We start from the raw sequence: 25,064 nt of genomic DNA, 5'->3' as shown, positions 1-25,064 counted from the left end.
TTACTTATTAATTCCTTCCTAGTAGTTTACTATATACATACCCTTCTCTTACCCCAGTTTGACTAACTGATATCTCACTGCAATAAAAATATTTTGCTACACGATTTAAAATAGCCATTCCAGGTAATAGAGTGTGTATTCTGTCGGGTTTAACTTCAAGTATTGAATCAAGTATTTCTCTAGGTTCTTCTTCAATTATTTCTTTTAGCATAGAATTGAACTTATCTTTTTGCATGGTCGTATTATAAGAATCTAGCTTATAGTATTCATTGTAAAACTTAAGGCTAGCACGAGCAGATCCACCAACTGCACAAAGAAGATCGTGTTTTTCCCTATAAAACTTCTTTTCTTCAAACATCTTTTTCATATCAGCATCTATGCTTTTTTTCTCAGCTGTAGTCATAAATAGTTGATCTACATAGTCATTAAAAGCTGACAAGGAACCAATAGAAAGTGATGTGGATTTTATAACCTTATTTTGATCTATAATTACAATCTCACTAGATCCACCACCAATATCGGTAAGGATACCGCGAGATACATCAATAGATGAGCTTGCTCCTATGAAGGCAAGTTTTGCTTCATCTTCACCACTTAATATTTCAATATCTAGGTCTAGTTCTTCTTTCACTCTGGTTAATATTTCAACCCTATTAGCAGCCTCCCTTATAGTAGCAGTTGCAAATGGGTGAAGTTCATCAATATCTTCAAAATTATCTACAACACTCTTGAACATTCGAAGAACATCTATTAACCTTTGGATTCCCTTTTCCGAAACAACTCCATCCTTAACAAATGATCTTAATGAAGCTTGCTCTTTTTCATTAAATAAATTTCTTACTTTTTGGCCTACTACCTTATATACTGAAAGTCTAACAGTATTTGAACCAATATCTATGACTGCATATATCATTTACAACTCCTTTTCTTCTAAATTATAATCGCAATCAATCAAATTTTTTATAATCTTTTCTGTACTAGGATCAATCTTACTCATAAAAATATTTACTGATGAATCTTCATTTTCTGGCAAATCTAACTTGAGATAATCAGCCGGATCAATGATATTCGCCTTATATGTAAGGTTTTTCTTTATAGCATCTGTAATTATCGGATAATGGGTGCATGCTAAGATGATATTTTCAATCTTTTGCTTATTGGCAATTTCTAGATATTCGCCTAGGGCCTTATCCAATTCATAGCCATGTATCATGCCATCTTCTATGTAATCTACAAGCTTTATTCCAGCTACTTCATAGACCTTACTATTGTTTCGTATATTATTTTTATAATAATGGCTGTTTATAGTAGCCTTAGTGCCAAGAACCAAATAATCTCCATCAAATGATTTGCCAGCTTCTATCCCGGCATCTGTAATGGGATAAAATTTCTTCTTATACTTTTCACTAAGATGTTTACTAGCAAGAACTGATAGGGTGTTACAAGCGATGATATAATAATCTATGTCAAAGTCTTGTAAAAAATCTACAATTTCTTCAGCAAATTTAATTAGCTCGTCCTTATCCCTATTACCATAAGGGGCTCTTAGGCTATCACCAAAGTAATAATAATTGGCCTTATTTGTCTTTATTAACTTTTGTAAAACGGTTAGGCCACCTAGGCCCGAGTCAAATACCCCAATATTTGTCATATAAGTTCCACCTTTTTTACAAAATCATACTTATCTTTTAAATTCTCATAAGCGAGATTATAGGTCTCTTCATCTTCAAAAATCCCAAAAATAGATGCACCACTACCACTAATAAGAGTCACTTCAGCCCCATTGTCTAAAAAATCACCCTTGATATCAAGCAAATGTGGATAAAGATCTGTGATCACATCTTCCATGACATTTTCAAAGTAAAAAATAGCCGAATGATCTCCATCTTCTAGCTTTTTAACTATCAGATCATTATCAATATGACCATAGTCTTTAAGATTTTTATACACTTCTGCCGACGAAATTTGTGTGCCATCGTTGATAAGCAAGATTTTCATATCCAAGTTATTTTCAAATGGAGAAATAATCTCACCAATACCCCTAGCCCTAGCAGGATTATCGGTAAAGAAAAATGGAATATCTGCTCCTAGTCTTGCTCCAATATCCATCATTTCTTCCCTAGTTAGAGATAGGTTCCAAAGCTCATTTAGGCCCTTGATCATCTCTGCTGCATCAGTAGAACCACCAGCAAGGCCAGCAGCTATTGGAATATTTTTAATAAGTTTAACATCAAGACCAGGATTATCTGTCCTATCCTTTAGCATATGCCAAACCTTATAAATTAGATTGTTCTCAATATCTCCTATGCTATTGTCGTTTGAAGAATATGAAAACTTATCACTATCATTTTTATTAATAATTAATTCATCAAATAAGTTTATACGAACCATGATGGTATCAATCTCATGATAGCCATCAGGTCTTTGATATAAAGAATCTAAAGAAAGATTAATTTTTGCATAACATTTTCTTTTCATTTTTAACCTCAATATAAATTATACAAATATGTTAAAAATTGGCAAAAAAAAAGTGGGAAACCCACTAAATATTTGGTGCAGGATAGAAGACTTGAACTTCCACGACCTAAAAAGCGGCCACAAGATCCTTAGTCTTGCGCGTCTGCCAATTCCGCCAATCCTGCGTAAATACTAATTAAATATACTAGAAAAAATGATTTTTGTCAAGAAAAAACCAGGATTTTCGAAGAGAACTCCATATATTGAGTTCCCCTCACAAATCCTGGTAATATCTTTCTTAGATGAATAGACCTGCAAATACTACAGATACTATTGTCATTAGTTTGATTAGGATGTTTAGAGATGGTCCAGATGTGTCCTTGAATGGATCCCCTACTGTATCTCCAACTACTGCTGCCTTGTGAGCATCAGATCCCTTGCCGCCTTCTACACCACTTTCGATGTATTTCTTAGCGTTATCCCAAGCTCCACCAGCATTTGACATAAAGATTGCCATCATTACGCCAGTTACAAGAGCACCTGCTAATAGTCCACCTAGGGCATGAGGTCCAAGGATGAAGCCTACAACAATTGGTACTAGGATTGCTAGTACTCCTGGTATTACCATTTCTCTTAGTGATGCTGTTGTAGAAATTTGGATACAATTTTCATAGTCTGGTTCTTTGTTACCAGCTAGTATTTGATCATCTTCTTTAAATTGTCTTCTTACTTCCTCAATCATTTGGCTTGCTGCCTTTCCTACTGAGTTCATTGTTAAAGCTGAAAATAGGAAAGGTAGCATAGCTCCTATAAACATGCCTGCTACTACTCTACTATCAAGTATTGAGATTGCATCGAGGTTGATTGATTCTGCATAAGTGATAAATAGTGAAAGTGCTGTTAAAGCAGCTGAACCTATAGCAAATCCTTTACCAATCGCTGCTGTTGTGTTACCAATTGAATCAAGTCCGTCAGTGATGTCACGTACGTTTTCTGGTAGGTAGCTCATTTCTGCTATACCACCAGCATTATCTGTAATTGGTCCGTAAGCATCTACAGTTACTGTGATGCCTGTTATTGAAAGCATTCCTACTGCTGCAAGAGCTATACCATATACTCCCATTAATTTAAATGATACCATGATAGCAATTGCTATAACTATTATTGGAAATACTGTTGAAAGCATTCCTGTAGAAAGACCAGCTATTATGTTTGTTGCAACACCAGTTGATGATTCTTTTGAGATGTATTTAACGTGTCTGTAATGATCAGATGTATAAATTTCTGTCAAAAGTCCAATTATAATACCTGCTACAAGACCTGTTATTACAGCAAAGGCTGCGTTAAAATCACCAAAGTATTTATTTGATAAGATAAGTGCACCAATTAATACAATGGCTCCTGAAATGTAAAGAGTATTCATTAGTGATTTTTGTGGATCTGGATGTGATTTTGATAAAAATACAAGACTTGCCACGATTGATGCAGCTATTCCTAGAGCAGCTAAAAATAGAGTGAATCCAAGGCCAGCTTCTGCAAAATACACAATTCCTAAAGTCATTGATGAAATGATAGCACCAACATATGATTCAAATAAGTCAGCACCCATACCAGCAACGTCACCTACGTTATCACCAACGTTATCTGCAATTACTGCAGGGTTTCTTGGGTCATCTTCTGGGATTCCTGCTTCTACCTTACCAACAAGGTCAGCACCAAGGTCAGCAGCTTTAGTATAAATACCACCACCAACTCTTGCAAATAGAGCAACAGATGAAGCTCCTAGTGAGTATCCCATTAAGATTGTTGGATCTTTGTAAATCATATAAGTGATGATGATACCGAGAAATCCAAGGCCAGTAACAGCCATGCCCATTACAGAACCACCAGAGAATGCTACTTTTAATGCATCATCTTGACCTTTTTCATAGGCTTGGTTAGCACATCTAACATTTGATGCAGTTGATACTCTCATACCAATAAAACCTGCAAGCATTGATAATGCTGATCCTATCAAATAGCAAATCATAATATTAACATTAAAGAATATCAATAAAAGTATTGATACTATAGCTACGAAAATTGCAATGAATTTGTACTCTCTGCTTAGAAATGTCATTGCACCATTTCTAATATAACCAGAAATTTGAACCATACGGTCATTTCCAGCTGCAAGTGGGTTTATTTTAGCTTTAATAGTAAATAGCATAAATACTAACGCCAAAATAGCCACGATAAGAGATAAAATCTCTACAGACATAAGTCCCTCCTTATATAATATTATTTAGTTATATTGTAATATTCTTTATGCAATATTACAATATAGATTTATATTATCAAATAAAAATACGCTAAAATTAATGCCAACTGCATATATTTTAGCGCTTTTATGCTTATTGAATGTATTTTTTATATTTTAATTAGTTTTCTTCGTATGGTAATAATGCAACTTGTCTAGCACGTTTAATAGCACGTGTTACTTCTCTTTGATGTTTTGCATTAAGACCTGTAACTCTTCTTGGTAAGATCTTTCCTCTATCTGAGATAAATCTTTTTAAAGTTTCTGTATCCTTGTAATCAATCACTTTTGATGGATCTTTTACAAATGGATCAACCTTTTTTCTTGGTCTAAATCTTCTATTTTGAGCCATGGTATTCCTTTCAAATTATTTCTAGAATGGAATCCTACCATCATCCTCAATTTCTGTGAAGTCATCATCGAAGAAATCATCGCTACTATCAAAGCCTTTTTGGTTTTGATTATTGTAGTTGTTGTTATTGTTGTTATTATTTTGGTAGCCAGTTTGTGAGTAATTATTGTTGCCATAATCTTGGTTATCACCATAATTACTATTATTGTAGCCAGATGATTGGTTATCAGATCTTGATCCGATAAACTCGACATTGTTGGCCCAAATATCTGTTGTATAGATAGTTTTGCCTGTGTCTTTGTCTTGATAGCTACCTGTATTTATGCTACCTTCTACAGCACATTGACTTCCTTTTCTTAAGTATCTTGATGCATTTTCACCTTGCTGACCCCATACTGTAATACGGATAAAATCAGCTGTTGGACGATTTTGAGATTCTGCTTCTTGTCTTTTTTCCCTGCTTAGTCTTCTATCAACTGCTAGGGTAAATGTAGCAACTGCTTGGTTATTTTGAGTATATCTTAATTCTGGATCTCTAGTAAGTCTTCCAATAAGTATAACTCTATTCATTGATTAGTCCTCTTTTCTGATAACCATGTATCTTAATACAAAATCTGAAAGTCTTAGTCTTCTTTCAAATTCTCTGATATGGTCTGGAAGAGAATCAAATTCTACGATGTAATAATAACCATCTCTGATGTCATTAATCTCGTAAGCTAATCTTCTTTTTCCCCAGTCATCAACGTTAGTAACTGTACCATTTTCTTCTATGATAGTTTTAAATCTATCTAGTAGGTCAGTTCTACCTTGATCAGTCATATCAGGTTTAAAAATTATAACTGCTTCGTATTTATTCATTTTTTCACCTCCCTATGGTCTATGACCCCGTTAATTTCTTACGGAGTAGAGTGTTACTGGTATATTCTACTAGCATCAATTAATATTGTCAAGATTATTAATAATCATATTCCTAATATTCCTAATATTAATATTATAAGTGGAAATGCTATAGCTTGGATATAATCACTGGTACTAACTTCCATAATTACATAGTTTGACCTCTTACCACCAAATCCCTTTGCCTCCATAGATGAAGCGATGTTATCAGAAAATCTAACTGATCTAACTAAAAGAGTAAAAATTGGTCTAATATTTAAAAACCCATATCTAATCCCTCTAATATCATATGATAACTTTATCATTTCTAATTCATCTTTAAGTTTAGGTATCATATTAATGGATGATAAAATACCAAAAGCTAGGTTATCAGATAAATTTAATTGTTGAATAAAGCTATATACCAGCTCTTTTGAGTCTGTTGTCATCGAATAAGATATCCCTAATAGTGCGTAAGCTGCAATTCTTGAACCTAGTACTAGACCATTGTAGAAATTGCCATCCAAATTATCATTTACTGATGCAGTAAGGCCTGATGCTGAAAATTTATACCCAGCCATAAAGAAGCTTAATGATAGGAGAATGACAGGTATTAATGCTATGATAAGCCTTCTAAATTTGACCCTCTTTGATGTAATCAAGAATAATAATCCCAATCCTATAACAATGAAGTTTAGCTTATATGAATTAAAAAATCCTATTATAAGAGAGCTTAGAAATATACTTATAGTTTTATAGCTAGGGTTCATTTTATCAATCAATCCGCACCACCTTCTTGTCAATTATTCTGTACTCAACATCTTTATATGCTTTTATCAAATTTTTATCATGGCTAGTAAATATGATAGTTATATCTTTTGATAGATTCTTTAAGTCATCCATTATAAGACTAGCATTTTTAAAATCCTGACCGTAGGTAGGCTCATCAACCAATAATAAATCCTTATCTAATGAAAGCATTGTAATAACCGCAAGTCGTCTTTGCTCACCTTGGGAAAGCATCCATGGAGATTTCTCTGTATAAGAGTGAAGCCTATATGTTTTTAGTAAATCTTTGCTTTTTTGGCTAACATCTTCATAATTTCTTTGACCAGTAAATTCTTCCAATACATTTGTTGTTACAAACTGTAGGGTAGGGTCTTGAAAAACCAAGCCGATTCTACTAAGCAAGTCCTTTTTTTTATATGATTTAAGTTCTTTATCCCAAATCTTTAGGGACCCATTATAAGAAAGTTGTTTTAGTAAAACTTTAAACAAAGTGCTTTTTCCTGCTCCACTATCTCCAGTTAGAGCTATTAATTTATTTGCTGGTAAAGAAAAACTACTATCTTCAATTATTGATTTTGGTCCTTTATCTGTATCATAGGATAAACTTAAGCAATGTGTTTTTAAAAATTCAATTCCCGTGTTTAAATTTTTCTTCTGAGATATCTTACCATCAAATATTAGTCCATTTTCTATTAATAATTTTTTTTGCTTCTGACTAATATTTTTAGGGTTTATATTATCATCCACTATTCTGCCGTCATGGTCTATAATAACAATCCTATCTACGAAATTCCAAAGTTCGAGTCTATGGTCGATAATTAAATACGATGACCCTTCATCTAGTCTTCCCCTAATAATTTTTTGTAAATCGTAGGTGGAATTATCATCTATATTTGCAAATGGCTCATCAAGGACATAAAGATTGCTTTCTATCAAATCTATGGCACAAAAAGCTACCCTTTGTAACTGCCCTCCTGATAAGGTATCAAAATCTTGATCTAATAAATTTACTATTCCATGTTTCTCCGCCTGGTTGATTACAGCTTTATCAATAAAGTTTCTATCAGTTTCAAGATTTTCTAATACGAATATTAATTCTTCTCTTAAGTTTTGTGTACATAACGAGAGCCTTGCGTTTTGAAAAGATACCACTAAATATGGATGACGTTCATAGGTTTCAAATGATTCTAAGTTATTATTCAATATAGACAACGTATCATATTCAATCGATGCCGCCATATTTTTATAATATCCACTTAAAACTGAAGCAAGAGTAGATTTTCCGGATCCACTCTTGCCACATAGTAATACAATCTCACCTTTTTTAATATCAAGATTTATATTTTTTAGTATACTCTTATCACTTATCTTAAGAGAAAGATTGTCGATAGTAAGCAGGCTACTAGCTCGCTCTTTCACTTATTACTCCAGTTTGATATAGCTTATCGCATATAAATTTTGATAAAAATCCTGTGAATAGTAGCGAAGATATTAATCTAATCACAAAGATTAATAAAACTATTGATAAGTCAAGTGTCCAGTATTGGTTTCTAAAACCTGTCCATAAGAATGTAAATATAGTACAAAAAATAGCTGCAAGTATTGTTGTTTTATATGAATAATCCTTATAACCACCCATTTTAAAGGCAAGCTCTACCCCAAGGCCTTGAATAATACCACTTACAATTACCATCGGTCCAAACATATTGCCTAGGAGAACCTCTATTAGAGCTGCGATCACTTCTGTAACAACACCTACCAATGGTTTCTTTATAATGTAGGTAGCTGTTACAGAAGCCATAAACCAAATTCCATAATATGGCTCATAACCTAATATTCCATAACCAGAAGGAGTCAGAGCTGTTGTTGTAAAAGCACCTAGGTATACTGCTCCAAGATATATAAGACCATAGATAACTGATAAAAGGCCCATTAACACGTAATCACGCGTCTGAAATTTATTTTTATTCATATAAGCCTCCTAATTTTCTTCCGGTAAATTGCAAAGTAGTTGGGATTCAATTACAAAGTGACTAACTCTATTTTCTAAGTAAGTATATATTTCTTCTAAGTAATTGAAAATATCATGAACATCAGCCTTAAGGAATGTGACATAATGACCTGTACCTGCTATGACACCCATATCTATTCCCTTATTTACAACTGTCTCTATCTCGCTCATATAATTGTTATCACCAAATATATATAGGGCAAATTTTCCTGTAAGATCAAAGTGTTTATCTTTTATAAATTCTTCATTTATTTTTCTATCTTCTGCTTCTAATAAATAATCAGCATCAGTATCCCCAGGACATCCTTTGGATAAGGTTAGTGTCATACTCATATGAACATCTTTTTTATAAGCATTGATATAAAAAGCTTTGAGAGCGTCAAATAAAGCTTTTGTATTTCCTCTATAGACTGTGGAAGTGTTATCCGTTTGGGACCAAATATTTGAGGTATCAGTTTTATCTAAAGAATCCAGGATAATTTCTATAAAATCATCAGACATAGGTGATAAGCTAAATCTCGCTCCTGATATTCCAAGCTTTGATCCGGGTATACCACAACTAGTATTGGAATAATCTACATAATCTATTTTTGACATAAAAAAACTCCTTTTCCTACTTGTATTCGGAAAAAGAGATATCCACTATTAAACTATTTCCCTTCGCAACAATTACGTTGATCAGGTTAGCGGGTATAATCTCAGCAAAACGCACCCCGAATATCAAGTATTATACTATTTTACTGTCCTAGTATAGCATAGCTTTATTACCAGAGCAAATTTTATTAATCTTTTGAAAAATAAATTGCATTGGCAATTGCACGGCTCATAGCATCTGCTGCCATTACTCCAACCATGTTCAAATCAGCTGATATTTCATTAGTAGAAAGAGAAAATACTGTATCACCATCAAAGCCTGTATGAACAGGATTTATAGCTCTTGCAAAGCCATCGTGAGTCATTTGGGCAATCTTTTTAAGCTTAGTCTTATCAAAACTAGCATTTGTTGCAACTATACCTATGGTTGTGTTTCTATTGGCCAAATCTGAAAAATCAGCCATAACCTTACTCATGGCATCTGTTGTTTTTAGAATTTGTCCATTTACGATTGGACCTGCTGTTTGGACCTTTTTATCATAATCATATATGTCACCAAAAGCATTAACAGCAACAATGGCAGATACTACTAACTCACCTTCTTTTATAGTAGCAGAGCCTAGGCCAGATTTCATAATATGGTCCATTCCTAGGATTTTGCCAACTGTAGCTCCAGTTCCAGCCCCAATAACCCCCTGCCTATTTTCATCAAAAGATGCATTATTATAAGCCTCGATTCCCATCTTCGCATCTGGTCTAATCTTGTAATCCTTGTAGGCCAGGTCAAATAGGACAGCTTGGCTAACTATAGGAACTATGCCTACTCCAACATCCAAACCTTGTCCATCTTTTTCTAGGGCCTTCATCACTCCACTTGCAGCATCCAAGCCATAAGCTGATCCACCACTTAATATGAGGGCATTGACAGATTCGACAGTATTTATTGGATCTAATAAATCAGTTTCACGACTTCCTGGTGCTGATCCTCTGACTTCGACAGAGCAAGTATTGCCCTTTGGAGGTATCAAAACAGTCAGACCTGTACCAGCTTTTAAATTTTGAGCATGGCCTATCTTTATTCCTTTTATATCAGTAATATATCCTTCGTACATATAATCTTTTCCTTTAGCTATTCTCCAATATCTTCATTTCTATACTTATCCATCATTTGACCAAAAACTTCTGCACTTGATGGTGGAGTATAGCTAATGGCATTGGCACCAGCTTGAATGGTTTCTAATATTTGTTCACCATCTTTACCACCTGTCGCAATTATAGGAAAGGCATTTCCAATATTTTCTCTAACTTCTCTTACCAAGTCAGCTGTATATTTGCCCCCAGAGATATTAAGTATCTCAGCTCCAGCTTGAATCTTACCTATGTAATCATCCTTTGCTGTTGTGATAGTTGCTATAAGTGGGATATCCACAAATTCTGATATTTCCTTGATATCATCATTAGGCATCGGTGCATTTACTACGACTCCATAGGCACCAGAAAGTTCAGCATCTATTGCAACATATTTTGATCTCAAACCTTGGGTAACGCCTCCCCCTATACCTATAAAGCAAGGAACATTAGAAACGCTTAAAATAGCATTTGCTATAGAGCTTTGTGGAGTATAGGGATAAACAGCCATTATGCTATCTGCATTTGTGTTCCTGATGATAGCTAAATCTGTTGTAAAAAGTAGGGATTTTATTCTTTTCTCAAAAATTTTGATTCCTGAGGCTTGGTATACTTCCTTAGGAACAGTAATGAATGATTTTCTTAATTTCGAATGAACTTGTGGTATGTATTTCTCTTTTTTCTCTGTCATAGGCTTCCTTTCGTTTCTTTTATTTTAATAATTACTTACCCTAGGATATGTGTCTTAATCTAAAATGCCGTTAAAAAAATGAAGCTAATCCAAAAATGATTATAGCTTCATTTGAAATTATCAGTCCTTATTAAAGATATCCCTTGTATAAACTTTCTCTTTTATATCCAAAAGTTCATCGGCTAATCTATTAGCAACTATGATATCTAGCTTTTTGAACTCCTCTAGGTCATTTTCTACTTTTAGTCCTTCGAAACAATCAATATCAAGATTTGGCTCATAAATTACTACTTCGCTCTTATCTTTAATATTTTCTATGACATCAAAAATAGCCGATTTTCTGAAATTATCAGAATCCTTTTTCATGGTAAGCCTATAGATACCAACTGTCTTTGGCTTATCTCTAAGGATCCTATCACTTATATAATCTTTTCTGATTTGATTTGATTCGATTACTGCACCAAACATTGAATTTGGAACATTTTCAAAATTTGCATAAAGTTGCTTAGTATCTTTTGGCAAACAATATCCACCATAACCAAAAGATGGATTGTTGTAATAGTTGCCTATCCTTGGATCAGTAGAAACACCCTCTATAATATCTTTTGTAGAAAGACCTTTGATTTCTGCAAAGGTGTCAAGCTCATTAAAATATGATACTCGCATAGCAAGATAGGTATTGGAAAATAATTTTACCGCTTCAGCTTCTGTTGAATCCATAAATAAAATTTCTGGATTATTAAGAGCTTGGTCTTTGTATAAATTGGCAATTTTTTGACCTAATTCAGTTTTGTCCCCCACAATTATCCTAGATGGATTTAAGCTATCATAAAGTGCCTTACCTTCCCTTAGGAATTCTGGTGAAAATATTATACTGTCACTTGCATATTTCTTACTTTGGCCAGCCGTGTAGCCAACTGGTATGGTTGATTTGATCAAAATAGGCAAATCATTATTTATTCTCTTGATATTTCCTATTGCCTCATCAACATAAGATGTATCAAAAAATTTAGTCTCTTCATCATAATTTGTTGGCAAGGCAAGTATAGCCAAGTCAGCATCTTTTAAATCATTTTCATATTCTTTTTTTGCAGTGAAATCCAAATCTTTTTCTGCTAGGTAGCTTTCTATATACTCATCTCTTAGAGGTGATTTTTTATTATTAATTAAATTTATTCTTTCTTCATTAACTTCTATACCAATAACTTGGTTTGATTGGCTAAGTAAGATAGCGTTGGCCAAGCCCACATAACCCAATCCAAATACTAAAATTTTCATAAACTCTCCTTATTAATAGATATATTTTACAAGTTTAAGCTAACTTTACAAATAAGTGCAATCATATATTATTCTTTAACAAATGCCACAAATTCAAAAGGCCTTAATAGTAGATTTTTTACTATTCTTCTTTTGCCATAGTTGCCAATTAAATAAGAAAAATCGTATAGGTCTATAAAATGAAATCTGATGTCTACTAGTACTTCCTTTTGGCTGAAATTACCAAAAACAACAACTTTTTCTCCATTATAGCTTCTGATATAAGCATAGATATCCGAATCATTTGCAAAAATTTGCCTGTAACTTCCCATACTTAGGGCAGGAATTGAGTTTTTGTAGGATAATATATCCTCATAGAAGTCCTTGATATCTCTACTATAAGTGGAGATTTTATAAGCATTTGTATTTTTAATATCACTTGCAAAACCAAATTCTTCCAAGTTTTCAATTATCACCGCTCCCCTGTGAAAATAGCTTATGCCACAAAGAAGACTCATAGACTGGTAGGAATAATTTTTTGTATTTATAAAAGAGAGGAAAGTTTTATCTAACCTTAATATTTGATTAATATTTTTGTCATCATCCACATTTTGGATAGTTTTAAGATACTTCTTATATTCTAAGAAAGGTAAATTCTCATTATTTATATCAACATATGAAAAATTATTATAAATAGGATTTGATAGGTAGTTTAAGAAATACAGATTTTTACTAGTTTCTACTATACTAACAATCCCATCTTTATTAATAGTGTTTTTACTAAACTCTTTTATTAAAGAAAGGTAAGCATTATCTCCTATCAATTCATAAAGATTAGAAAAATAAAAACCACTTATCCCACGTTTTATCAAAAAGTTTATGAACTGGTAAAAGGATTTTCTTATTTTAGGATTTGACCAAGTAAAGTCATAGTCTATTAACTTTGCCACGGTTTTTAAAACATCTATATTTAAGATTAAGTTTAAACCATGCGTCTTTAAATAATAAGTCAAGTCAAATATTTTATCCAAATCTTCAATCTTATCAAATTTATCAAGTAAAATCCCACTTACCCTTATATCCTTGTAGTATTTTATAGACTTGATATCCTCTATCCTATTTTCTTTATAAATAATCAAATTTTCCATATATACCTCATTTATATGTTACATTTTTCCTGTCAGATATAAAGAAACTGGGTATAGTATTATAATTACGGAAAGAGGTATGAATGTTAGAACTAAAAAATATTTCTAAAATATATAAGACAGGTGACTTTAAGCAAGTTGCCTTAGATGATGTATCTATAGCTTTTAGGGAGAATGAATTTGTCTCTATTTTTGGCCAATCTGGTGGTGGTAAAACTACTCTATTAAATATAATCGGAGGCTTAGACCATTACACTAGTGGAGACTTATTAATAGATGGAAAGTCTACAAAAGATTTTTCCGATAGCGACTGGGACTACTACAGAAATGTATCGGTTGGCTTTATCTTTCAATCTTACAATCTAATAAGCCACCAAAGTATACTAGCAAATGTCGAGCTTGCCCTTACCCTATCAGGAGTTAGCAAAGAAGATAGAAGAAAGCGAGCAATAGAAGCCTTGGAGAAAGTTGGATTAAAAGATCATATAGACAAAAAACCAGCAGAACTTTCTGGTGGGCAAATGCAAAGGGTGGCAATTGCCAGGGCTTTAGTAAATAATCCAGAAATAGTACTTGCAGATGAACCTACTGGAGCCTTGGATAGTGAAACATCTGTTGCTATAATGGAGCTTTTAAAAGAAATTGCTCAAGATAGACTAGTAATCATGGTAACCCATAACCCAGACTTGGCTTATGAGTATTCCACAAGAATAGTTAAAATCAAAGACGGGAAAATCATAGATGATTCCAACCCTTATAATGAAAAAGAAACGGACTCAAGTTTCACAAGAAAAAAAATTAAACTGGGCCTTCCAACAGCCATAGGTCTTTCTTTTAATAACCTATTAACAAAAAAAGCAAGGACAATACTTACTGCATTCGCAGGATCTATTGGAATAATTGGTATAGCCCTAATCCTATCAATATCAACAGGTGCTAATGACTTTATAGAAGATAGTCAAAGAAAAGCGCTGAAAGCATACCCAATCCAAATCCAAAAAGAATCACTAGATATTGGTAATGCTCTCACCCCTCCAAAAACCGAGGAAAAATCACACCCAGATGATAAGGTCTATGGAAATGACTTTATCTTAGAGCGCAGAAGTAAGTTCTCATCAAATGTTAAGGAAAACAACCTAACTCCTTTTAAAAAATATATCGAAGATAAAAAGGATAAGCTAAATGAAACTATAGGTACAAACTTTATCTCATACCTTTATGATATGAACTTTGATATCTATACTAAAGATCCAAATAATGAGCTTGTAAATACAAGCGGAGATGATTTTGAACAAGATAACCAAGATCCATTTGCCAAGTTTTTAAATCCAAACCAAGAAAATAAAAACTTTAGCCAGCTTATAACAACAGAAGACGGCAAACTTAGCCCGATTATAACAGATGAATATGAAATAGTAGAAGGTAAGTGGCCAGAAAAAGCTGATGAGCTAGTGTTATTTACAGACTACAACAATGAAGTATTTACATCTAGGCTATATGAACTAGGTTTCCTACCTGCAAAAGACTATAGGGACTTTCTATCTAAACTTGATAACAATGAAGATGTGAAGATTAATGAAAAATCCCTAGACCCATCTAAGATAATAGGTCACGAATTTAAGTTTGTAAGCCCATCCGATTACTATGAAAAAGAAGGAAATAACTTTGTAAATGTATCTGATGATGAAGTCAAAGTTGATGATATAGTAGAAAATGGTGTCCCAGCTAAGATCGTTGGTATAGCAAAGAGAAAAACCAATGATGATAACCAGGTGGTAAATGCACCTATTGGATTTACTGAAGGTCTCACAGATATGATGATAGACCATGCCAATGAATCAGAAATTGTTAAAGCTCAAATTGATAATAAAGAAGTCAATGTATTAAACAACATAAAATTTAAGGCAAGTAATGATAGCGAAAAAATTGATTCATCCAAATATTTCCTAGAAAACCTAAGCCAGAGGGATTCCCTAGCCCTTACAACGTGGCTAATGAGAAACAAACCAGAAATAGCAGAAGAAGCTCAAAAAGAAGCTGAAGAAAAGCAAAAACAAGCCATGGCTTCTGGTATGAATATGGCTACTTTAGATAATCAAACTGGTGCAGGAAATCAAGGTGAAGCTAGCCAAGAAAATGCTCTTGCTAGCTATATTGTAGAGAAAGATGATAAAGATACTTTAAAAGAAATTTATGATGAATTTGTAGCAGGCAATTCCTATAACAAAAACCTAGAGTCCCTAGGAGTAGTAAGCAAGGATGCTCCAGCAGAGATTGATATCTATGTAGAAAACTTTGAAAATAGGGAACAAATCAAAGCCTTTATCGATGATTACAATAAGGATAAGACAGAAAATGAAAAGATTACCTATAATGACTTGATAGGACTTATTACAAAATCAGTAACAGATATAATAAATGCCATATCATATGTCCTAATAGCCTTTGTAGGAGTAAGCCTAGTAGTTTCATCAATCATGATAGGAATCATAACCTACATTTCAGTACTTGAAAGAACAAAAGAAATTGGAATTCTAAGATCCATTGGAGCAAGCAAGTCTGATATTAGAAAAGTATTTATGGCAGAAACATTTATAGTCGGTCTTTTATCCGGTCTTATCGGAGTAGGAGTCACAATGCTAGTAAATATTCCTATTACAAATTTGATTCGAAATCTAACTGGTGTAAGTGATATTTCGTCAAAATTACCAGCCCAAGCTGCAGGTATATTGGTATTAATTTCCGTAATTCTAACCTTAATTGCAGGAATCATACCATCATCAATGGCAGCCAAGAAAGACCCAGTCGAGGCTTTAAGAGAAGAATAAAATTCCATTATAAGCTAAAAAAGCATATAGATATAAGCAAAAAGACGAGAATATGTGAGATTCCACATTTTCCTCGTCTTTTCTTGGATAACTTACAAAAGTTTCTTTATATTTCACCTTTTAATTCATCTATAGAAATCACTTCATCAGTTGCTTGCCATATGTCCTTGCTATGGGTGGCGATTATTATAATCCTACCTTCACTTTTCATTGCTAATAAAATATTTAATATTTCCTCGGCATTCATTGGATCTACTGATGCAGTTGGCTCATCAGCTAAAATTATAGGAGGTTGTTTTAAGATAAGTTTAGATAAGGCAACTCTCTGACTCTCGCCACCAGATAATGTGTAAACTTTTGTATCTAGCTTTATATGCGATAAATTAACCTTATCTAAAGCTTCTTTTTTTAATCTAAGTTTTTCGCTTTTATTAAGCTTCTTTCCAACAAATGCTAGCTCTAGATTATAATCTACACTTTCACTTTCGATTAATCCTAAATTTTGGAACAAATACCCTAGATAGTCCCTAAAAAATATATGTTCATCAATCTTATCTAAATCAGTAGAATTGTATACTATGGTGCCCCTATCTTTTTCTTCAAGTTTGGCTATAATATTTAGTAAAGTTGTCTTGCCCGAACCACTTTCTCCAACTATGGCATAGGTCCTATTGTCATAAAAATTAATATTGATATTGTTAAAAAGATTTCTATCACCAAAGCTTTTAGATAAGTTTCTAATTTCTATCATCCTATTCCCCCTTTAAAATTGTCATACTTTGCTTATTCTCTTTTTTATTTTGAACATATAAAATTATAAATGAATTCAAAACAAAGACTAAAAATGTTCCTAGGCTAGATTGCCAGTCCTCGGTTAGCTTATAGGAAGCAATTAAGCTAAGGAAAAATATAATACACTGTATTATAATAAAACGCTTATGGATACCAAAGAAACTCAAGCCAGATATTCTCTTTATGAAATTTTCTCTTCTAAATTCTTTGAAGTAAGTTATAACAATACTGTTAAACAAGAGTAAGGATGTAAGTATAGTAAAAATACTTCCAATTATGCTAAACCTAATATCTCTTATTTCGTCTGACAATCTCTCATAATAATCACTTCTGCTATTTATTATATAAGAAACCCACTTTAAAAGATCGCGATCTTCAAGGGATTTGTGGCAATATTCATAGTTATCAAAGAATATAAAATTACTTATCATATTATTCCAAAACATCAAACTACGATCACTAGCTCCTGTAGATTTTGGACTTATAACTATAATAGCAGGATCTGTTAAATACTGCTTGTCTGTAATAATTGTTGTATTGAAGATAAATCTTTTTTGATTATCACTAACATATTCCACCTTTGCCTTAAAATCACCATCACCACCAAAATTTTCATTAACATAATCTTCATATACTTTTACAAGTGCTTTTTCATTAGCCTTTAACTTCTCAGGCAATATTAGTCCAAACTCTCCATATTTCAAATCAGAAAAGTCAGTTTTATGATCTACCTGTTCTTTTTCTAGATAATTATTGGAAACAATTATGGTATTTCCATCTGGATTATACTTATCTAGTTTAGCTCTAGTAGCCTCAATATCCGATCCAAAATAATTAGCAATATTGCTATAAGCTAGTATCCACTTATCATCTTCAAAAGTATCATCTAAGTATTCATACCATTGATTCCATCTCTTTAAATCCTCTTCAAGGGAATCTGCGTGAGAATTTAAATTAAAAGTAATATTTACTAAATCAGGATATTCATCCCACTTACTAGCTGAAGTCTCAAGAGTTTTAATCTGTGGATAGGAAAAACTTGCAAGTCTAAACTGATATGCCACTATTATAAACGATAAGATTTGAGAAATAACCAATACAGTCATAATCGACTTTATTGGCAGCCTCCCCTTGATAATTTGCATAAGATTCTTATATTTAATTATAGCAAAAAATAAAAAAGAAACTATTAATGATACTAGTACAATACCTAATAAGTAAATTATAAGAGCGATCAAAAAATATCTCATTATAGGTTCGTTAAAAATATTATGTACTTTAAATAAAATGCCAAAAATAATCACATTCATTAGAAAAGCCAAAATAACAGTGATCAAATCATCTATAAAATCTTTAAATAATAGCATTGACTTTCTCTGTCCAGATATTAGTTTTATACCATATTTTGCAGTTTCATTTAGTCTATTGATTATAGATATAGCTAAAATAACAAAGAAACTTACCACAAGTATAAAAAACATAGCAGGATATCCAAATAGCACAATTACATTTTCTAGGGAAGATCCATCTCCAAATTTTCTAGTTTGGTTACCATTTGTTGATAAAAAATTATATAATTCGTCCTGGCTTAAAGCTTGGCCTATTATAATATAAGTTGCAGCTAAGTCATCGTTAATCTTTAGCACTTCATCAGAAGCAATGTTTATATAAGAAGGAGCTTCCTTATCGCCAAAGGTCTTATAATAAAAATTAACTTCTCCGCTTTTTTGTGGAATAACTATCCTTTTAGCAATAATAACATCATTTTTATTAGCCAAGGCTTCTAAATCTTCTTCAAAATCAGACTTATCAATCTCAGGATTTACATAGTATAAATCTACAGTTGGAAACGACGAAAATATAATCTGACTTTGTGTCCCACTTATAAAAAAGTACAAAAGAGCACTCGTTAGTAGTGATGATATGAAAATTACAATTTTTTTCATAATATCTCCTTATAAAAACTAGGCAGTAAATGAACCGCCTAGTTATATTTTACTATAAATTAAAATCCGTAGTCAAAATATGCTTTTTCTCCAATCTTAGTGTGTATAAAAGCTTCTGATGTATTACCTGCACCTGCATATCTTGTATCATCTTTGGAATCACTCCCTCTTACTACTCTTGAGTAATGATATCTACTAGGATGGTAGTAGTTAGAAAAAGCACCCCAGTTACCTACCTCATGAACTCCACCATATGACCAAATGCCACCATCTACCTCTACTGATGCAAATGCCACTGATGTTAGAAGCATTGATAATGAAACAACTGATAATAAAGTTTTAATTTTTTTCATGTTAGTCTCCTTTAATTATTAAATATACATAATAGCTATATTTTCTTTCTCACTTAAAACTTGGATAATACTGTTATCTTTATTATCCTCACATGGAACAATCATAACTCCTATTAATAAAATACCTAAAAACCTTTTCAATTCTTCTCCTTTCAAGAATACTTTATCACAGAAGAGTTATAATATACACGAACTATAGTTCTATTTTTAAATTAGAGTAATATAAATTATATACGTTAAAATAATTAAATGTTTTACGAGGTTACAAATGAAAACATATGATCCCGTTGCTGTTGAATTAGGTAATTTCATATCTATTGGTAGAAAACAACATGGATATAGTCAAGAAGAATTTGCTTACTTAATAGGAATCTCTGTAAGAGCTCTTTCAAAAATCGAAAATGGATACAATTATCCATCATTAATTACCGCAAGTCTTATTAGTGAATTTCTAGGTTTTTCCATTGATTCTATTATTAAATCCAGTTCAAATAACCCAGAATTGCATATAAATATTTTATTTAGCCAATTCTTATATTATATGGATAATAGAGATTATGAGTCCTATGTAAAAATTTATAAAACTGCTAATCTATTAAGTAATAATATCAGAAAGAATACAATATATTATAAGAAGTGCTTATTTATTAAATCCTGGGACTATATAATAAAAAATGACATTAGAAGCGGACATACCTTGCTAAATGAAGCTTATAAGATAAATAAAGTAAAATCAGAAGAGAATCAAATATTAGATTATAGAATTTTTTTAGTTATTCAAACTATTTATCCTGATTTATTTAAAAATGAAGACGATATAATTAAAGCGTCACTTCTATCAATTGATAGACTCTCAAATATGTTAGAAAATTTAGATTCTTATCCAGATTTAAAGATGAAATACTTATATAGCATATTAATGATATCTATAGAAAATCTAGAAGATTATAATATGTCAGTAAAATATCTTGTTCAATTAGTAAAAATCTCTTCTATACGAAATCACCTAGTAACATATTATCAATCTGTATTTTACAGAGGTCTAGTAAATTATTTTAAAGGTACTAAAGATTTTTATCTTGATTTGGACGATTCTCTAATGTATTTTTTCGTTTCAGGAAATAGAGACTTTTTTAAGCACAATATTATACTTATTAAAAACAAAATAATTAATAATCAATGTACATTTAGTTAATATTATTAATTTAGGGTAATAATATAATTATGACAAAGCTATTTTTAATAAGCTCCACAGCAGGAGCTACTGAATATCATTTTAGTAAAAAACAAATAGAAGATATATATAAAAAGTATGGCAGAGAAGATGAGATAATTGTCAAGGAGACCAGGTATAGAGGGCATCTTGAGGAAATTGTAAGGGCATTTTTGGCTTCTTCTTACCAAGATAAGGTGATTATTACTTTGGGTGGAGATGGGACCATCAGCGAAGTTGTCAATTTGTGCCTCGGTCATGATGTTGCTGTTGGTCTTATTCCAACTGGGACGGGCAATGATTTTGCAAAAAACTTTGATTACAAAGATTTTAAGATTGAAGATACTTTTGATATTAGTATAAGACCTATAGATCTTATAAGAGTCAATGGCAAATATTGTGTAAATGTGACAAGCCTTGGCTTTGATACCGAAGTTTTACAGACTGCTTATGATTATCTTAATAAGGATAAGTCTTTGGGTAAACGTGCATATCTCAAGGCAGTTAGTGATAGGGTCAAAAACTTGACCTACCAAGATCTTTCTATAAATTTAACCTTAGAGGATTCAACTAAAATCGAATTAAAAGATGAGTTTCTTGTTTCTGCTATATGTAATGGTGGCTATTATGGATCTGGTTTTAATCCAGCTCCAGATGCGAAAATTGACGATGGAATTATAAATTTTGTCACAACCAGAAAGTTTCCAAAATGGCAATTACTTCTCCTAATCTTAAAATACAAAAAGGGCAAACACCAATCTTCAAAATATCTTGATGAATTTAAGGTCCTTGCTGGCAAAATATATTCAAAGAAACAATTTATTGGAAATATTGACGGTGAAATTTTTATGGACAATATCATAAATTTTAAAATCGTAGGTAAGGCTATCAACTGGGCCTATTTTGTAAAATAAGATAAATAAATAAATGCTCTTGCAATGTAAGATATTTGCAAGAGCATTTATTTTTATATAAGATCCATTAAATTTGCCATTTCTATGGCTGATAGAGCAGCATCTGCTCCTTTGTTACCTGATTTTATACCAGCTCTCTGAATTGCCTGATCTATCGTATCTGTTGTGATTACTCCAAATATTACTGGTTTTTCTGTTGTTAGGCTTACACTTGCTACTCCCTTTGATACTTCGCTACATACATACTCAAAGTGTGGTGTATCTCCTCTGATTACCGCTCCTAGACAAATTATTGCATCATAATCTTTGTAAGTTGCTTTTTTTGCAGCTAGTGGGATTTCAAATGCTCCTGGTACTCTTATAATTTCAATTTCTTCATCATTTACTCCGTGTCTTTTTAAGGTATCTAGGCATCCTTCAACTAACCTATCTGTTATGAAATGGTTAAATCTTGCTACTACAATTCCGTATTTTTTACCTTCACTTCTTAATTCTGCACTATATTCTCTCATTAATTTGCTCCTATAAATTCTTCTAATTTGTGTCCCATCCTATCAGCCTTTGTCTTAAGGTATACCTTGTCTGTTTCATTGGAGTGGATTTCTATTGGTTCTCTGCCTGTTACCTTGATGTCGTATTCTTCAACTTGTTCAATCTTGTCAGGGTTGTTTGTCATTAGCCTAATTGATTTGACCCCAAGCTCTCTAAGGATTTCTGCTCCTACCTTGTAGTCTCTCATATCTGCTGGGAAACCAAGCTCTATGTTAGCATCTACTGTATCATATCCTTCTTCTTGGAGTTTGTAGGCCTTTATTTTGTTATATAAACCTATGCCTCTTCCTTCTTGGCGAAGATATACTAAGACTCCAGACCCATTCTTATCAATTTTTTCTAGGGCCTTGTGAAGTTGAGATCCACAGTCGCAACGTCTTGATCCAAATACATCTCCAGTAAGGCATTCTGAGTGAATTCTAGTTAGAACATCTTCTTTTTCAATATCGCCTTTGATTAGGGCTAGGTGCTCTTCCCCGCTTTCCTTATCCAAAAATGAAATAGCCTTAAATATTCCATAATCTGTTGGCAAGTTGATTATATCTGTTTGTTCTATAGTTTTTTCTTCCTGGCGAAGTTTTTCTAGCTTATATTTTTGAATAGCTTCTACACTAGTCATTTTTAAATTATATTTTTCTGCTAGTTTTGCTAAGCCATCTCCTCTTAGCATATGCCCATCTTCTGCCATCACTTCACAACAAATTCCTACTTCCTTTAGACCTGCTAATTTCATAAGGTCTATTGTTGCTTCTGTGTGCCCATCTCTTACCAAAACTCCTCCTTCTCTGGCAATTAATGGGAAGACATGGCCTGGTCGTCTTAAATCGCTTGGTTTTGTAGATTCTTCGCATAGACTTCTTATGGTTCTTGCTCTTTCAAAGGCGGAAATGCCAGTACTTGTTTCTACATGGTCGATTGATACTGTAAAAGCTGTTGAGTGATTGTCTGTATTGACTGCTACCATTGGCTCTAGATTTAGTCTATCTGCAACTTCTTGGCTTATTGGTGTGCAAATTAAACCCTTGCCAAAGCAAGCCATAAAGTTTATCATTTCTCCTGTTACATTTTGACCAGCACAGATGAGGTCGCCCTCGTTTTCTCTGTTTTCGTCATCTGTTACAATTATTATTTCGTTATTTCTTAAAGCTTGTAATATTTCTTCCATAATTTTTAAAAACCATTTTCTAATAAAAAGTTTTCATCCACCCTTTCTTTATCCTTTGTCAGTTTTTCTATATACCTGCCTATGATATCAGTTTCTATATTTACCAAATCATTTACTTTTTTGTACTTAAAAGTTGTAGCTTCCAAGCTTTCTGGAATTAGAGATACTTCAAATATATCCTTGTCTGCCATAGATACAGTTAGGGAAATCCCGTCAATGGCTACCGAACCTTTTTTTACAATGTATTTTGAAATATCCCTACTTGTTTTGATCCTGTAGACATTTTTGTTGATAGCTACGATTCTGCCAACCCCGTCAACATGGCCTTGGACTATGTGACCGTCAAGCCTAGAATCTATTCTCATGGCTCTTTCTAGGTTGACCTTTTTACCTAATAGATTCCTATCAAACTTACTCATTTTCAAGGATTCATTCATCAAATCGGCCCTGTAGGTCTTATCGCTAAAGGAGGTAACTGTTAGGCAAACTCCATCAGTCATTATAGAATCGCCCTTCTTTGTTCCCTCTAAGACTTTAGAAGCACGTACCTCAATACTTACATGGTCGGATTTTTGGCTAAATCCTACAACTTCACCAATTTCTTCAGATATTCCAGTGAACATTTTTAGCCTCTAACAAAACATCGCCTTCAATCATTGATACATTTTCTATTTCAAATTTATAAGCATCTTTCATAAATTCACATCCCTTACCGGTAAAAGGAGAAATCGATTTTTCTCCTGATATGATTTTAGGAGAAATAAATTCATAAATCCAATCTACTAGATTTTCCTCTAAAAAAGCATTATTGATAGTAGATCCACCCTCAACTAATAGAGAGCCTACATTCATCTGATAAAGCTTTTCCAATAAATCATTGATATCTACATGGCCATCTTTTCCCTTACATTTGATTATCTCAGTCTTATAGGGATTTTCTTTATCACTTATACTTGCTATATAAGTTTTTTTATCAGATTTTAGGTCAAAAACCTTTAAATCTCTTGGCATTTCTAGCTTGCTATCTACGATTATCCTTATAGGGTCTATGCCATTTTTTATCCTTGAATTTAGTGAGGGATTATCATGGATGGCTGTATTTTTGCCAACTAAAATTGCATCGTACTTAGTGCGTAGCCTGTGGACATATTTCCTTGAACTTTCATTGCTAATCCGCTTGGAATCTTTATTAGCACAAGCGATTTTCCCATCTAGGGTCATAGCATATTTTAGAATAACCATGGGTCTATTGTATTTCATATTAAAGAAGAATGATTCGTTTAATTTCTTGCCCTCTTCTTCTAGGACTCCACTGATAACCTCGATACCATTATCTTTAAGTTTTTTTATCCCATCTACCTTAGGATTGGTATCTAGGTTTGAAATATATACTTTTTTAATCCCTTGCCTTATAACTTCGTCAACACATGGTGGTTGCTTGCCATGGTGGGAGCAGGGTTCTAGATTTACATAAAGGCTTGCTCCATTGGCATCTTCAGATAAGTTATTAAAGGCATCCCTTTCAGCGTGAAGCTTTCCATAAGCATGGTGGTAGCCCTCGCCAATAATCTTATTATCTTTTACTATAACTGCACCGACTAATGGATTTCTCAAAACTCTACCTTCTCCCTTTTTTGCCAGTTCAAAACATCGTTTCATATATTTTTCATCATTCATCTTGCCTCCTTAAATCTTTAGG

Annotated in this window: 26 protein-coding genes, 1 tRNA gene and 1 riboswitch; of the genes, 3 read left to right on the top strand and 24 right to left on the bottom strand. The window is 32.7% G+C overall.

Annotated features, from left to right (window positions below; all coding sequences use genetic code 11):
• Window positions 1-7: 7 nt before the first annotated feature.
• From BQ7474_RS02450 to BQ7474_RS02375, 16 genes are all read right to left on the bottom strand, one after another.
• Window positions 8-913: a Ppx/GppA phosphatase family protein gene (locus BQ7474_RS02450; RefSeq protein WP_073997460.1), complete on the bottom strand. Its 906-nt coding sequence runs from the start codon at window positions 911-913 to the stop codon at window positions 8-10.
• Window positions 914-1,651, bottom strand: a complete 738-nt coding sequence (gene murI, locus BQ7474_RS02445; RefSeq protein ID WP_073997459.1) for a glutamate racemase — start codon at window positions 1,649-1,651, stop codon at window positions 914-916.
• On the bottom strand, window positions 1,648-2,478 hold the full coding sequence (ispE, locus tag BQ7474_RS02440; protein ID WP_073997458.1) for a 4-(cytidine 5'-diphospho)-2-C-methyl-D-erythritol kinase: 831 nt from the start codon (window positions 2,476-2,478) through the stop codon (window positions 1,648-1,650). Before ispE ends, murI begins: the two co-directional genes overlap by 4 nt.
• A gap of 73 nt (window positions 2,479-2,551) precedes the next feature.
• Window positions 2,552-2,642: transfer RNA gene (locus tag BQ7474_RS02435), tRNA-Leu, on the bottom strand.
• 113 nt (window positions 2,643-2,755) lie between these two features.
• A complete protein-coding gene (locus BQ7474_RS02430; RefSeq protein ID WP_073997457.1) occupies window positions 2,756-4,717 on the bottom strand; it encodes a sodium-translocating pyrophosphatase in 1,962 nt (653 codons plus the stop codon).
• Between the two features lie 160 nt (window positions 4,718-4,877).
• Complete coding sequence (rpsR, locus tag BQ7474_RS02425; RefSeq protein ID WP_044567459.1) at window positions 4,878-5,108, bottom strand: 30S ribosomal protein S18; 231 nt, start codon at window positions 5,106-5,108, stop codon at window positions 4,878-4,880.
• A gap of 21 nt (window positions 5,109-5,129) precedes the next feature.
• Window positions 5,130-5,678 carry a single-stranded DNA-binding protein gene (locus BQ7474_RS02420; RefSeq protein ID WP_073997456.1) on the bottom strand — a complete coding sequence of 183 codons (549 nt, stop codon included), beginning with the start codon at window positions 5,676-5,678 and terminating at the stop codon, window positions 5,130-5,132.
• A 3-nt stretch (window positions 5,679-5,681) separates the two neighbouring features.
• Window positions 5,682-5,966, bottom strand: coding sequence for a 30S ribosomal protein S6 (gene rpsF / locus BQ7474_RS02415; RefSeq protein ID WP_073997455.1), 285 nt, complete (start codon window positions 5,964-5,966; stop codon window positions 5,682-5,684).
• A gap of 104 nt (window positions 5,967-6,070) precedes the next feature.
• Entirely contained in the window at window positions 6,071-6,766 is a 696-nt protein-coding gene (locus BQ7474_RS02410) for an energy-coupling factor transporter transmembrane component T (RefSeq protein WP_073997454.1), read from the bottom strand.
• Complete coding sequence (locus BQ7474_RS02405) at window positions 6,759-8,192, bottom strand: ATP-binding cassette domain-containing protein (protein ID WP_073997453.1); 1,434 nt, start codon at window positions 8,190-8,192, stop codon at window positions 6,759-6,761. The genes BQ7474_RS02410 and BQ7474_RS02405 overlap by 8 nt, the downstream gene beginning before the upstream one ends.
• A complete protein-coding gene (locus BQ7474_RS02400) occupies window positions 8,176-8,745 on the bottom strand; it encodes an ECF transporter S component (RefSeq protein WP_073997452.1) in 570 nt (189 codons plus the stop codon). The genes BQ7474_RS02405 and BQ7474_RS02400 overlap by 17 nt, the downstream gene beginning before the upstream one ends.
• Window positions 8,746-8,754: 9 nt before the next feature.
• Window positions 8,755-9,381: a YkoF family thiamine/hydroxymethylpyrimidine-binding protein gene (locus BQ7474_RS02395; RefSeq protein WP_073997451.1), complete on the bottom strand. Its 627-nt coding sequence runs from the start codon at window positions 9,379-9,381 to the stop codon at window positions 8,755-8,757.
• A 41-nt stretch (window positions 9,382-9,422) separates the two neighbouring features.
• Window positions 9,423-9,510: riboswitch (TPP riboswitch) on the bottom strand.
• 56 nt (window positions 9,511-9,566) lie between these two features.
• Window positions 9,567-10,490: a P1 family peptidase gene (locus BQ7474_RS02390; protein ID WP_073997450.1), complete on the bottom strand. Its 924-nt coding sequence runs from the start codon at window positions 10,488-10,490 to the stop codon at window positions 9,567-9,569.
• Window positions 10,491-10,507: 17 nt separating this feature from the next.
• Window positions 10,508-11,197, bottom strand: a complete 690-nt coding sequence (locus BQ7474_RS02385; protein WP_073997449.1) for a hydrolase — start codon at window positions 11,195-11,197, stop codon at window positions 10,508-10,510.
• Between the two features lie 120 nt (window positions 11,198-11,317).
• On the bottom strand, window positions 11,318-12,475 hold the full coding sequence (locus tag BQ7474_RS02380) for a nucleotide sugar dehydrogenase (protein ID WP_073997448.1): 1,158 nt from the start codon (window positions 12,473-12,475) through the stop codon (window positions 11,318-11,320).
• A gap of 68 nt (window positions 12,476-12,543) precedes the next feature.
• A complete protein-coding gene (locus BQ7474_RS02375) occupies window positions 12,544-13,602 on the bottom strand; it encodes an alpha-amylase family glycosyl hydrolase (RefSeq protein WP_073997447.1) in 1,059 nt (352 codons plus the stop codon).
• A gap of 83 nt (window positions 13,603-13,685) precedes the next feature.
• Between BQ7474_RS02375 and BQ7474_RS02370 the strand changes: the two genes are divergently transcribed.
• Window positions 13,686-16,430, top strand: coding sequence for an ABC transporter ATP-binding protein/permease (locus tag BQ7474_RS02370; protein WP_073997446.1), 2,745 nt, complete (start codon window positions 13,686-13,688; stop codon window positions 16,428-16,430).
• Window positions 16,431-16,536: 106 nt separating this feature from the next.
• Here BQ7474_RS02370 and BQ7474_RS02365 read toward each other — a convergent pair whose 3' ends face one another.
• Genes BQ7474_RS02365 through BQ7474_RS10980 form a run of 4 tightly spaced genes read right to left on the bottom strand, consistent with a single transcriptional unit; the run spans window position 16,537 to window position 19,662 of the window.
• Window positions 16,537-17,181 carry an ATP-binding cassette domain-containing protein gene (locus BQ7474_RS02365; RefSeq protein WP_073997445.1) on the bottom strand — a complete coding sequence of 215 codons (645 nt, stop codon included), beginning with the start codon at window positions 17,179-17,181 and terminating at the stop codon, window positions 16,537-16,539.
• 1 nt (window position 17,182) lies between these two features.
• Entirely contained in the window at window positions 17,183-19,168 is a 1,986-nt protein-coding gene (locus BQ7474_RS02360; RefSeq protein ID WP_073997444.1) for a DUF1430 domain-containing protein, read from the bottom strand.
• A 59-nt stretch (window positions 19,169-19,227) separates the two neighbouring features.
• The gene (locus BQ7474_RS02355; RefSeq protein ID WP_073997443.1) at window positions 19,228-19,521 is read right to left on the bottom strand and encodes a lactococcin 972 family bacteriocin; all 294 of its coding nucleotides are present in this window, start codon (window positions 19,519-19,521) and stop codon (window positions 19,228-19,230) included.
• A gap of 18 nt (window positions 19,522-19,539) precedes the next feature.
• Entirely contained in the window at window positions 19,540-19,662 is a 123-nt protein-coding gene (locus BQ7474_RS10980) for a hypothetical protein (RefSeq protein ID WP_268873858.1), read from the bottom strand.
• 127 nt (window positions 19,663-19,789) lie between these two features.
• Here BQ7474_RS10980 and BQ7474_RS02350 point away from each other — a divergent pair, with 127 nt between their 5' ends.
• Both BQ7474_RS02350 and BQ7474_RS02345 read left to right on the top strand, forming a co-directional pair.
• Window positions 19,790-20,716: a helix-turn-helix transcriptional regulator gene (locus BQ7474_RS02350; RefSeq protein ID WP_073997442.1), complete on the top strand. Its 927-nt coding sequence runs from the start codon at window positions 19,790-19,792 to the stop codon at window positions 20,714-20,716.
• A 29-nt stretch (window positions 20,717-20,745) separates the two neighbouring features.
• The gene (locus tag BQ7474_RS02345) at window positions 20,746-21,648 is read left to right on the top strand and encodes a diacylglycerol/lipid kinase family protein (RefSeq protein ID WP_073997441.1); all 903 of its coding nucleotides are present in this window, start codon (window positions 20,746-20,748) and stop codon (window positions 21,646-21,648) included.
• 53 nt (window positions 21,649-21,701) lie between these two features.
• Here BQ7474_RS02345 and ribH read toward each other — a convergent pair whose 3' ends face one another.
• From ribH to ribD, 4 genes are read right to left on the bottom strand one after another with little or no spacing between them, the layout of a single operon-like run.
• Window positions 21,702-22,160, bottom strand: coding sequence for a 6,7-dimethyl-8-ribityllumazine synthase (gene ribH, locus BQ7474_RS02340; RefSeq protein ID WP_073997440.1), 459 nt, complete (start codon window positions 22,158-22,160; stop codon window positions 21,702-21,704).
• Window positions 22,160-23,365: a bifunctional 3,4-dihydroxy-2-butanone-4-phosphate synthase/GTP cyclohydrolase II gene (locus BQ7474_RS02335; protein WP_073997439.1), complete on the bottom strand. Its 1,206-nt coding sequence runs from the start codon at window positions 23,363-23,365 to the stop codon at window positions 22,160-22,162. Before BQ7474_RS02335 ends, ribH begins: the two co-directional genes overlap by 1 nt.
• A gap of 5 nt (window positions 23,366-23,370) precedes the next feature.
• Entirely contained in the window at window positions 23,371-23,988 is a 618-nt protein-coding gene (locus BQ7474_RS02330; RefSeq protein WP_073997438.1) for a riboflavin synthase, read from the bottom strand.
• Entirely contained in the window at window positions 23,969-25,042 is a 1,074-nt protein-coding gene (gene ribD / locus BQ7474_RS02325) for a bifunctional diaminohydroxyphosphoribosylaminopyrimidine deaminase/5-amino-6-(5-phosphoribosylamino)uracil reductase RibD (RefSeq protein WP_073997437.1), read from the bottom strand. Before ribD ends, BQ7474_RS02330 begins: the two co-directional genes overlap by 20 nt.
• Between the last annotated feature and the right edge of the window lie 22 nt (window positions 25,043-25,064).

Source organism: Anaerococcus urinomassiliensis, from assembly GCF_900128425.1.
Lineage (GTDB): Bacteria > Bacillota > Clostridia > Tissierellales > Peptoniphilaceae > Anaerococcus > Anaerococcus urinomassiliensis.
Note: the sequence above shows the minus strand (reverse complement) of the source record. Positions and strands in the feature narration are given on the sequence as shown.